The 10,770-nt window shown below is 34.4% G+C and carries 12 protein-coding genes; 10 read left to right on the top strand and 2 right to left on the bottom strand.

Features of this window, described 5'->3' with window-relative positions; genetic code table 11:
* Positions 1-278, bottom strand: a 278-nt coding sequence (locus UXI14_RS17280) for a hypothetical protein (protein ID WP_335967224.1), incomplete at its 3' end; no start/stop codon positions are given.
* Positions 279-318: 40 nt separating this feature from the next.
* Positions 319-1,065, bottom strand: a complete 747-nt coding sequence (locus tag UXI14_RS17275) for an amidohydrolase family protein (protein WP_335967223.1) — start codon at positions 1,063-1,065, stop codon at positions 319-321.
* A 609-nt stretch (positions 1,066-1,674) separates the two neighbouring features.
* Between UXI14_RS17275 and UXI14_RS17270 the strand changes: the two genes are divergently transcribed.
* The 10 genes from UXI14_RS17270 to UXI14_RS17225 all read left to right on the top strand — a co-directional run bounded on the left by UXI14_RS17270 (position 1,675) and on the right by UXI14_RS17225 (position 10,752).
* Positions 1,675-1,929 carry a hypothetical protein gene (locus UXI14_RS17270; RefSeq protein WP_335967222.1) on the top strand — a complete coding sequence of 85 codons (255 nt, stop codon included), beginning with the start codon at positions 1,675-1,677 and terminating at the stop codon, positions 1,927-1,929.
* 4 nt (positions 1,930-1,933) lie between these two features.
* Positions 1,934-2,335, top strand: coding sequence for a helix-turn-helix domain-containing protein (locus UXI14_RS17265; RefSeq protein ID WP_335967221.1), 402 nt, complete (start codon positions 1,934-1,936; stop codon positions 2,333-2,335).
* 6 nt (positions 2,336-2,341) lie between these two features.
* Entirely contained in the window at positions 2,342-2,701 is a 360-nt protein-coding gene (locus tag UXI14_RS17260) for a helix-turn-helix transcriptional regulator (RefSeq protein ID WP_335967220.1), read from the top strand.
* A 159-nt stretch (positions 2,702-2,860) separates the two neighbouring features.
* A complete protein-coding gene (locus tag UXI14_RS17255; RefSeq protein WP_335967219.1) occupies positions 2,861-3,541 on the top strand; it encodes a hypothetical protein in 681 nt (226 codons plus the stop codon).
* A 253-nt stretch (positions 3,542-3,794) separates the two neighbouring features.
* Entirely contained in the window at positions 3,795-4,856 is a 1,062-nt protein-coding gene (locus UXI14_RS17250) for a TIR domain-containing protein (RefSeq protein WP_335967217.1), read from the top strand.
* Between the two features lie 393 nt (positions 4,857-5,249).
* On the top strand, positions 5,250-5,849 hold the full coding sequence (locus tag UXI14_RS17245; RefSeq protein ID WP_335967215.1) for a hypothetical protein: 600 nt from the start codon (positions 5,250-5,252) through the stop codon (positions 5,847-5,849).
* A 136-nt stretch (positions 5,850-5,985) separates the two neighbouring features.
* The gene (locus UXI14_RS17240) at positions 5,986-6,858 is read left to right on the top strand and encodes a hypothetical protein (RefSeq protein ID WP_335967214.1); all 873 of its coding nucleotides are present in this window, start codon (positions 5,986-5,988) and stop codon (positions 6,856-6,858) included.
* A 717-nt stretch (positions 6,859-7,575) separates the two neighbouring features.
* Positions 7,576-8,553 (top strand): hypothetical protein, encoded by a 978-nt coding sequence (locus tag UXI14_RS17235; protein ID WP_335967213.1) that lies wholly within the window; start codon positions 7,576-7,578, stop codon positions 8,551-8,553.
* A complete protein-coding gene (locus UXI14_RS17230; protein WP_335967212.1) occupies positions 8,543-9,769 on the top strand; it encodes a hypothetical protein in 1,227 nt (408 codons plus the stop codon). The genes UXI14_RS17235 and UXI14_RS17230 overlap by 11 nt, the downstream gene beginning before the upstream one ends.
* Positions 9,766-10,752 (top strand): hypothetical protein, encoded by a 987-nt coding sequence (locus tag UXI14_RS17225; protein WP_335967211.1) that lies wholly within the window; start codon positions 9,766-9,768, stop codon positions 10,750-10,752. Before UXI14_RS17230 ends, UXI14_RS17225 begins: the two co-directional genes overlap by 4 nt.
* Positions 10,753-10,770: the final 18 nt, after the last annotated feature.

The raw sequence follows: 10,770 nt of genomic DNA, 5'->3' as shown, positions 1-10,770 counted from the left end.
GCGTTAAAACCTTTGGAGGTTTGTTTTTTAAAACGATCGGTATTGGTTGGGATGTAGGGTGTATCTCTTAATGGAAAGCTGTTGAATGAGGTATAGAAATCTGTATCTCCGGTAGCAGAGGCCAGTACGTTGACGGTTGTGCTTATTGTAGCACCTTTCCTGGCCATTCTGTCCAATAATGCCTCCATCTCAGCATTCAATTCGGGGGTATCTTTTATATAGTCAAAGAACAATGCCATGTCCGCGGCAAACTCATCCAGCGTCCCTGTCCGTTCCAATTTATATTTTTTAACAAATGGTTCCCAATGCTTTTCATAATTAAAGACATTGGCTGCCAAGGTGAAAATGCTCGAAATTTTTAAGTCCTGAGTCCATAGCATCTTGAAGGCTAACTCTATACTGGATGTGACCTGAAACATTCATATGTTCTTTTTTGGCTTCCCTTAGGATCGCCTTCATTTCGGGTTCACGCAATCTTGAATACAACTTAATATGTTTTACTCCTAATTCAGCGTATTCACGGATTTTCTTTTTACCATCTTCCGGACTCATGATTTCTACATGATGTTGAACGGGTTCTCTTTCTTCATCTGAAATTAAAGCCCCTCCACTGATAAACAGATTGGGATAATCCGGAGATGGATTTTGTTGCCAGTTAAGGGTAACATCCATCCACGGTTGAGGATCTCCCATACTTACGATGGTAGTAGTGCCGAATTTTAAATACGTTTCAGACAGTCTTTTTCGGTAAGAATCATCAATAAATTCTGGAGCCACATCATCTCCTATGGCATAGAGTTGACAAAGATGTGTATGGGTGTCAATAAACCCCGGGATCAGTAAACGTCCGTTTCCTTCAATAACACGGGTTGCCTTGGATTTTTGGGAAGCATTGATAATGGCAGCTATAGTGTCCTTATTAATTAAAACTGTTTTTTTGTGAAGTATTTTTTTATGCTTACTATCGAAAACTGTTACGTTCCGTATCGCTACATCATAATTTGTATCTTTTTTACAGGCAGAGAATACTAAAATTCCCAAGAGAATTAAAACTAATTTCTTCATGGTATTGGCTTTATATACTAAAGACGATACATTTAAAAAATTGTTACGAAATATTCAATTACTAAAAGATACTGCTTCTGACAATCTAGTGTGAGTGATAAAAATGTTTTCATAAGCAACAAGTTACTGAAAAAATTTGCACGCCATTTGCAAACAAAAGTTTGATGTTTTCTGTATTGATTTAAACACAAAAATTATCAATATATTGATAATCAGTATATTACAATTTTATAAGTTTCCGAAAATCCCTATTTTAAAAAACTCATAATCAGGGGGTCCATGGTTCGAGCCCATGTGGGACCACTAGTAAAATCAAGCCTTACAGAGATGTAAGGCTTTTTTATTTGTGTTGGGTACAACATAGGTACAACAAAAATATATTTTTTAATTTATTTCTTATCTTAAGGTTTGTATTAGTACTTCAAAATGGATAAATGGATAAAAAAGTTGGCTAAACTATGGTGGAGTTGCTACCTTTACTCGGACAAAAAATTTAAGACTGTTTGTTATAAAACAAATATCTTAGAAACATGAAAAAACGCTATTACAGCCCCGAATTAAAAGAACAAGCAGTTCGCTTAAGTTATCAGTGATAAATCTGATATTAAGTTGAGTCAATTAGATTTAATAGCAAAGATATTATCATGTTCTCCGGTTGATCTTCTGCAAGAAGAGGAGCCTACCAATCAAATCCGAAATCATTTTTATAATCATGAAGGGAATCAAGGTATCAATATTAATGTTCAAGGAATTAATCAAGAAGAAATTCGTAAAGGGTATAAAGAACTGTATACGGATGAATTGAAAAGAATTCCAAAATTGGAAAGACTCCTAAGAGATAATAATATCGATTTTGATATTTAAGTAAATGAAAATTGGGAGCAATATAAAAGAAATACGAGAAGTTGAAAAAAACTATAAGCGAAGTTATGTTGCCCAAAAGCTTAATATTACAACAAGAGCATATGCTAATATAGAGAATGATATAACTGGTTTAACTGTTAATCGGCTGCAAGAAATTGCTTCAATATTAGACTGTAGCATTTCGTACATACTTAACTATAAACAGTCAAAAAAAGAATTTTATAATCACTTTCACAATTATAATGGAAATAAAGGGGTGAATATTCTTAATCAGGGTGTAAACTTCTCCAATTTTTCTCTTCAAAAATTACAAGAAGAACTGTTGCAAAGCCAGAGGGAACGAATAGCTTTATTAGAAACACTATTAAAGCAGAATAATATTAATATTTCTAACATACAAACTTAATTAATCATGAAAATAGGCGATAATATTAGAGAGATAAGGGAAAGTGAAAAGAATTTACGAAAAGAAGATGTTGCAAATGCTTTAGGCATAACGGTAAAAGCATATAGCAATATAGAAAATAACATAGCCGATATTACTTTAACTAGATTGTATGAGCTTTCGGATATTTTTGGTGTGGCACCAGAATACATATTAAATTATCAAGAAAAGTCTACCTATACTAACCATTTCAATAATTACGAAGGAAATCAAGGTGTCAATATTATGTATCAAGGATGTACTCCGGAACAAGTCAAAAATTTGCAAAAAGAAATTAACGATAATATTAATAGCGTAAAAACCTTAAAAAAATCGGTTCGCTCATAAACAGTTAAATATTATAAAAGCAAAAAGCACCTGAACTTTCAGGCGCTTTTTAATATCTTTCACTTGATTACGTTCCTAAAAGAGGAAGAGGCTTTATCAAGCATTACGGTACAAAAGTAACTATAATTTTTATAAATTGCAACTAATTACACGCTTACTTTGGAATACAACAAACTTGAATATTACATATCACAACCCCGCCTAGAACGGTTTTTAAGAGCAACCGGGAATTCAAAAGCCAAAGCGCAAAAATTGTACCGCGTAAACTTAAGAGCCTCTCAAGCTTTTTACCCTATTTTAAACCTGTTTGAAACCATTTTAAGAAATATTGTCCATTATCAAGTATCTTCCCATTTTACAAACCCGAACTGGATAATGACAGAAAAGAATGGTTTTATGAGCCATCGCAGTCTTGCACCGGGAAGATATTTTTTGAAAAATAGTGTTATAAAAGCTGAAAGAACTGTGAGAAGAATGGGGGGAACAGTAACTCCGGGAAAAATCATAGCAGAACAATCCTTTGGTTTTTGGACCAGTTTATTCGACACACATCATTATCGGCTAATTGGCGGTATTGTAATACATTGTTTCCCCAATAAACCAAAAAATGTAAACAGGAATATCATTAATCAAAAACTTAACAGGATCAGGGAGTTCAGGAATAGAGTATATCACAATGAGCCCATCTGCTTTAATGGTAGCAATATTGATTTTACGGATTCGATAAACATCCGCCAAGAAATATATGAACTTTTGGAATGGATTGATGCTGAACTCATAGAATATGTCGAATATTTTAACGGTATTGACGCTAAGATAAATGCTATAAATTATTTGTGAACTAATCTCAAGAAATTGGCATTTTTGTTTTATGGGTTTCTGTGATTTGGCATTTAACATTTCATGGACTATCTATGGCTTATCCTAGGCTTATATATTGCGTATGTAAGACACTTCGGAAAATCCCTGAAATTCTCTATCTTAGTCCACAGCGGAACAACCCTACGGATTTTCTGTAACGAAACCATAGTCGAAAACCGTTATGTGTTATTAAAAAAACATCCCGAATAACATTAAACAAACTGAATATCAATTGGAACATAAAGTATCTATAATTCAAAAAAAACTAGAAATTAAGCGTTTAATCAAAGCTTTTGAAAATCAAGCTAACAAATTTCATAAAATAGAGTTTCATACTTATGAATATCACCAAGGTCAAGTAATTGAAAACAGAAAATTTAAACAACCCAATCATCTAATAATGTTATGGCAGTTTATTGGTAAACTAAGTGGGAATAATGAAATTAATAAATTTGTTAGTAATGTCAATGACAGTAACTTAAAATGGGGACTTAGGGGAGCCGAATTAACTAAATATGGTGTAATTGAAGGTAATGCAACCAACAAATTTGTTAGAATGGCTAAAAGAGCTGGAGCTCTATTTAATGAAGAAGAGGCTTTAAAAGTAAATACAAGAGTTGTAAATAAAATTAGAGATGAACAGCTTAAAAAAGATCCCAAAAGTATGCCAACTATTGGAGCTAATAATAATCCTCTAGCAATATGGTTAAACTACTTACTATTTCACATATCTAAGACGTATCCTTTCAGAGAACATTCTACTAAAATTGAACCTGATGTGTTTTCTTTATCGCTTGTTGCATTAGAACAATTACTTCAAGAATTAACAACTGAAAAAACAGACAAATCAACTCAAGACATTTCAAAAATAAATTTTAGTGTTTCTGTATCATTTCCAGGAGAAAAAAGAGATTATGTTTCTAATGTTGTTACTATTTTAAAAGGTAAACTTGGTAAAGACAAAATTTTCTATGATTTCGATTATCAATCGCAACTTGCACAACCTAATATAGACACACTCTTACAAAAGATTTATCATAAGCGATCCGATTTGGTTGTAATATTTCTATGTAAAGAATATAATGAAAAAGAATGGTGTGGCTTGGAATGGAGAAGTATCAAAGATTTAATTAAATCAAAGCAGGATAAAAAACTAATGCTCGTGAGGTTTGACCAAGCCGAAATAGATGGTTTATTTTCAATTGATGGATATATAGATGCTTTGAAATTTAGCGAGAATGAAGTGGCTGAATTTATAATTGAACGTCTCGAAATAATAAATAACAACGCATAGTCGAGTAGGTAAAGGGAAGTCTCACCCCTTTACCTCTCTCACTGTACATAAGAGTTTTGTATTTTTAGGAATCTTTTATATAAACAAAAAAGAACACAAAATAATAACAATGCTTGCCAGGGGCTATACCCAAAAGGAGGTTAACGAAAGGCTAATAAATATGTGGGTATTCTTCTGCATCATTAAGTACTATTAAAAAACTAATGGCAAAATTACGCAAGCGGTATAAGATAAAAACTAATATACAATTGTTTGTGTTTTTGGCTCAGAAGGGGTTGTTGTAGAGGCTTTTAATGGGTTACTTTGATATCAAAAGGTTATTTTCTTTTATATTTATTTATGAGGTTGCCGGAAGCCGGGATAAAAAATTATATACTATGTAAAGCAACATACATGAAAATTCAAAGCAAAGAAACAAATGCAAAAATGAATCAATTAATCAGATTGCTTATATCATTTAATGATATAAAAGAAGCATTTAATATTGTCGAAATACTCATGGAACAATCTGACTTTGAGATTGAAGAAGCAAATCACAAGCAAAATAAAATGAATAGTATAAAATGCGAATCTTTAAGTAATGCCTTAACTATTGCATATTCACGACCATTCTCGGGAAATGATAAAGGAAATAAAAATCCGATTCCAGATTTAAGTGTTAATGTTCTTAAGGGATTTGAAAAAAGAGACAAAGAGTTGCATAAATTCTTAATTGATCATAGAAATAAAGCTGTTGCTCATTCAGATTCTGAAATTATACAGATGGAACCATTTTATTTAAAAGTAGAAGATCAAAAATTACCATTATTAATACCTCTTCGGAATAAAACAAAATTTATTTTTTCGGAAGAAGAGCTCCGCAACATTAAAGAACTATGTTCAAAATTAATGTCGGAAATACATATTAGACAAAAGAAATTGGAAAGAGAATTAAGTGATTTAATTCCAATAAAAGAATTAGGAAAGGATCTTTCTGAATTCACATTTGGCTGATAAGATGAGGCGATAAGTTTGTAACCGTGGAGGACAGGGAGATATTTACCTACTGAAAATAAACGCCAAATGGTGCTTATCTTACGTTACGCACAAAATAATTGAAAATCCAGCATTAATATAGATAATTGAAAAAATGCTTTCTGAACTAAATAGAAATAAACTTATCAGATTAAGAGATCATTTTGACACGATCTTGGAGGAGGGATTCAATTTGATAACAGAAAATAGTGATCAATTCGACATTTATCAAAGCCTTTTAAGAAGATATGTTTATTGTTTTGAATCAGTAAATACTCTTCTTAAAAATTTCGGACCAAGTAAAAAACATAGAACGCATTCAATTGCAATTGTATTAAGAGCTAGCTTATTAGATTATTTAACAACTCTTTATTTAAGAACATATCTTACTGATAAATTAGCTGAATTGGAAAATGCCGAAAAGAAATATAATGAGCAAATTGAAATATTATTTTCAGAACAAATAAGAAGGTTTTTAACCGTTTCATATAAGGATAAAAGGACACATTTATATGATCACGAAAAATTTTGCAAGCTAACGGATTCCCTATACAATAACTTCAAACATTTATTTGATGATTCAAAACCACTAAATTATGATTGTCCCTCAAAATCATTAAAATATAAAAGGAAGGATGACATAAACCCTTATAGAATTAGGGATAGACTAGATAATTACTCCCAATATTTAGAAAAAATAGACTATTTAGAAGTATTTTCACTGTACGATGTGTTTTCAAAATATGATCATTTTGGAGTAGCTTCAATGGCATTGGAATATTTTGATATTGATGAAATTTGTGAGAACATCTTGTGGTCATTATTTCATTTATCTGATGGTGTCTCATTCTGTGTGGACTTACTAAAATCAGAGACCGGTAGTAATTCGGACTTTTCTAAATTCTTTCACGAAATTGACTGTATGCGTGGAACCGTATACACTAGGCAGCTCCAACTAGGCGAAAATTATATCAAAAAGTTTAGTTAGATTTAGTGCATAACACTAGTAAAGTTTGCATAAGCTACTAATCAAGGATTAAACAATATTTCTAAAAGGACTGCAACAAATGAACTCACTGAATTGGTTGGTGACTTTAAAGTGCTGATAAAAATAGGCACTTCGGGGGCTGGCGTATCGTACAAACCAATAGGGCAATAATTGGGCAACATTGGGGCATTGCTATTGAATATCCATTCTAGTTACTGCTAGAAAAAGGCATTCTCAAACAATCAGGGAGTAAAGGAAGGGGGGCAAAATATGGGTTTAAATAAAAATGGCCGCTAATTGGTCAATAATTGTACAATGACCAAGGCTTAAAAGCAAACAAAAAGGAAATACCGGCACCAAGGTACTGTTTATTGCAACATATAAACTGAGAGTCGGCTCAGTCGGCTCACAATGGGCTCATAGTTGGCTCAACTGAATTGTACAAAAACGAATGCTGAAAATAAACACCCTTGCCGTCCATACACTTGTTGATCTGTTTAATACCTACGGTTTTCCTTTCCGTAAACCCATGAATTGGGCGAACACGCCCAATAATATTCCATTATTTTAAAGATTCTGATACCGGGGGATTGAATTATATCAAAACCGACTGTTAAAAAAATTAACATAAAAATTTTTCTAAACAAGAAAATTTTCTATTTTTGAAAATACCTAAACTTTTTACTTTGATAATATTGACCCTAACTATACCTGCCTATGGACATAACATCTACCCTAAAAGCGTTTATCGCTTTGGCAGCCTTTTTATTTACATGGCTGGCAATCCCACAGAAACAATACGATGAAAACCTAAGCCCGGAGCATATCCAGTACGGACTTTATTACCAAGGCGGACCGGGCGCGACCAATACGTTGAACTGGACGTACCCTTACGGTTCCAAGATTACCATGAACGCCGGCTCATATCGAAATTTCGAATTAACAACGACCCATTATCCCGATGGGGATTTAAAATTGCGCCAATGGTTCCCCGGAGAGGACAGATGGTCAAATTGGAGGAGTGTGCTTGTTACCGATGAGAATGACTTTCTGGGCCTTGGAATAGCAGAACCACAAGCCCGACTGGACGTGTACCAGGAAATGCGCCTTAGCAGTGTCAATGAAAGGGACAACGTCTATTTTAGGATCAACAGGGGAAGCTCAGGAAGGGACAGGGCAGTGGTGTCTTTTGGACAGGGGAACCAATATGCATGGCATGCCGGGCTCTTGTACCGCGGCGGGGCGCCCAATTCAGATTTTTTTATCAGTCAGCGGAGCGAAATCCGGGACGGGAACGGGAATTTTGTCCATACACCGGATTTTACCATCCGGCAGAATGGGAATGTGGGCATTGGCTCTATATACCCTGATGCAAAACTAATGGTGGCAGGAGATATTCACGCCAGTGAAGTAAGGCTGGATTTAAATGGCACGGTCCCTCCGGATTATGTGTTTAAAGATGATTATCATTTAAAAAGTTTAAAAGAGGTCGAGGGACATATCAACGAAAAAGGCCATTTACCGAACATTCCTTCGGCAAAAGAAATGGAAGAAGAAGGGATCAATCTAAAAGAAATGAACATGAAACTCCTTGAAAAAATTGAGGAACTGACTCTATATGTAATCGAGCTCAAGAAAGAGAATGAACTCCAGCAACAAGAAATAAACGGATTAAAAAGACGAAATGAAAAATAAAGCATTGTACATGATAGGGATTATGCTTTGTGTCCAACAGGGCACAGCACAGACCTATGACGTAGGTTATCTAAACCCTCAATTAGGTTCTTCCGGAACATACAAGTTTATGCGCTTTGGAAACTCAAGTGACTATTATGCAGGGTTTATGTGGAATGAGGCAGAACAAAGTTTCGGTGATGGGGATGACTTTACCCTTTTCACATACCAAAATAGGGATTTAACATTCAAAACAGGAACAGGGAATTTTATAGTATTTCCGTCTGGAGGAGGAAATGTAGGGATAGGGACAAGGACACCTGGGGCAAAGCTGCAAGTAAACGGGGATTTTTATTTGTACAATATAGGGGATGACAATGGCGATCGCTGGGGGGAAACCCATTTTTATTGGAACCGACATTCTTTGGTTATGGGGACCCCGAAAGGACGGTATGCCCACAATAAAATAGAGATAAGGCCTGGGGGGTATAGTGGAGCTGAATTGATTTCATATTTAAGTCTATACCAGGCGTTGGATGAAAATACCCATGAGGAAAGAATCCGTTTTACCTCTTCCGGTAGCCATTCTTCATGGATAGATGCCGGGAATGTGGGGATAGGGACCAACAACCCTATTGCAAAATTGGATGTCAATGGGGTTACTAAAGTAAATAGTTTAAGTATAGATTCTCAAAACTCAGTAGCTTCAGTTAATGGCTTTTCAAACCGGATTGAATTTACAGGGGGCGGTTCAGGAGCAATGGTATTCCATCCCGGCGAAGAGGATGAATTAATGTTTGGGATGCATTCAAATGGTAATTTTTATTGGGGAACCGGGAGAAATGCAACCAAACCGGATTATTATGGTATGTATTTGAATGCTAGTGAAGGGAACCTGGGCATAAAGGGACGATTAGCGGCTAAAGAGGTAAAAGTAGATGTGGATGGCTGGAGCGACTTTGTCTTTGAAGAAAATTATGAACTCCCAACCCTTGAAGAAGTGGAAAAGCATATAAAAGAGAAAGGTCACTTAAAAGATATCCCTTCTGCTAAAGATGTAGAAAATAACGGAATCTACCTAGGTGAGATGAATGCAAAGTTGCTGCAGAAAATTGAAGAGTTGACATTGTATATAATTGAATTAAAGGAAGAAAACATAAAACAAGAAGAGTTAATGAAACAACAGGCTATGCTTTTATCTGAATTGAGACAAGAATTATCAAAATTAAAGGAATGAAGGATTATTTTTTATTGATATGTGTAATGGTATCATTCAATCTTGATGCTCAGGATATTATTTCTGGAGGAAACAATAAATGGCAATTTCATACTCCTGATGATGGAAGGCAAGATATGTTTATAGCCCCTGATTTAAACGGTGATTGGTTATGGTCTAGCCAAACTGTATTTAGAGAAAATGGAGATATTACAATTTCGGGCAATTTGGGTATTGGAACAGGGACTTTAGATGCCAAACTAAGAATAGAAGGTTCAAAATCACTGGCTCGATTTAGTACAGAAGAAGAGGGCATTTTTAAAATATTCTCGACCCGATCCGATTTGAATAGTGAGCCGGCAAACCTTGTTTTAGGTGCTCAGTATAATATTATACTTGATCCCAATATGTATGGGACTTCTGGTAATGTTGGTATAGGCACAATGAATCCAGAAGCTAAACTTGACGTTTATGGAACACTACAAATTTTAAAAAACACCCAAGAGCAATTGGCATTTAGTCAAGTCCATCGAAATGGTACTGATAACAGAAGTTTAATAGCGCCTAGAACAATTGATAATTCGGGTTGGGATTGGGCAAACGAATTTGGTTTTCATAATTACAATAGAAATTGGTATTTCGATAATAATGTGAGTATCGGAACTACCAATGCGAATGGATGGAAACTAGCCGTCAACGGTAAAATAAGAGCCAAAGAAGTAAAAGTCGAAACCAGTTGGAGCGACTTCGTCTTCGAAAACAATTATGATTTGCCAACATTGGAAGAAGTGGAAAAACACATTCAAGAAAAGGGGCATTTAAAAGATATCCCATCAGCTAAAGAGGTAGAAAAGAATGGAATCCATTTAGGTGAAATGAATGCTAAACTGTTACAGAAGATAGAAGAGCTGGTACTTTATACCATTGAAGCAAATAAAGTAAATGCAAGACTAAATAATAGAATTAATGAATTGGAGAAAAGAATTGAAGAATTAGAAAATTAAATTATGAAATATAAAATA

The organism is Galbibacter sp. PAP.153 (assembly GCF_037029175.1).
In the GTDB taxonomy this organism is placed as follows: domain Bacteria; phylum Bacteroidota; class Bacteroidia; order Flavobacteriales; family Flavobacteriaceae; genus Galbibacter; species Galbibacter pacificus.
Note: the sequence above shows the minus strand (reverse complement) of the source record. Positions and strands in the feature narration are given on the sequence as shown.

Coding starts and splice junctions, on each gene's coding strand:
- UXI14_RS17275 (WP_335967223.1), bottom strand. CDS start 1,065: ATGAAGAAATTAGTTTTAATTCTCTTGGGAATTTTAGTATTCTCTGCC.
- UXI14_RS17265 (WP_335967221.1), top strand. CDS start 1,934: ATGAAAATTGGGAGCAATATAAAAGAAATACGAGAAGTTGAAAAAAAC.
- UXI14_RS17260 (WP_335967220.1), top strand. CDS start 2,342: ATGAAAATAGGCGATAATATTAGAGAGATAAGGGAAAGTGAAAAGAAT.
- UXI14_RS17245 (WP_335967215.1), top strand. CDS start 5,250: ATGAAAATTCAAAGCAAAGAAACAAATGCAAAAATGAATCAATTAATC.
- UXI14_RS17240 (WP_335967214.1), top strand. CDS start 5,986: ATGCTTTCTGAACTAAATAGAAATAAACTTATCAGATTAAGAGATCAT.
- UXI14_RS17235 (WP_335967213.1), top strand. CDS start 7,576: ATGGACATAACATCTACCCTAAAAGCGTTTATCGCTTTGGCAGCCTTT.
- UXI14_RS17230 (WP_335967212.1), top strand. CDS start 8,543: ATGAAAAATAAAGCATTGTACATGATAGGGATTATGCTTTGTGTCCAA.
- UXI14_RS17225 (WP_335967211.1), top strand. CDS start 9,766: ATGAAGGATTATTTTTTATTGATATGTGTAATGGTATCATTCAATCTT.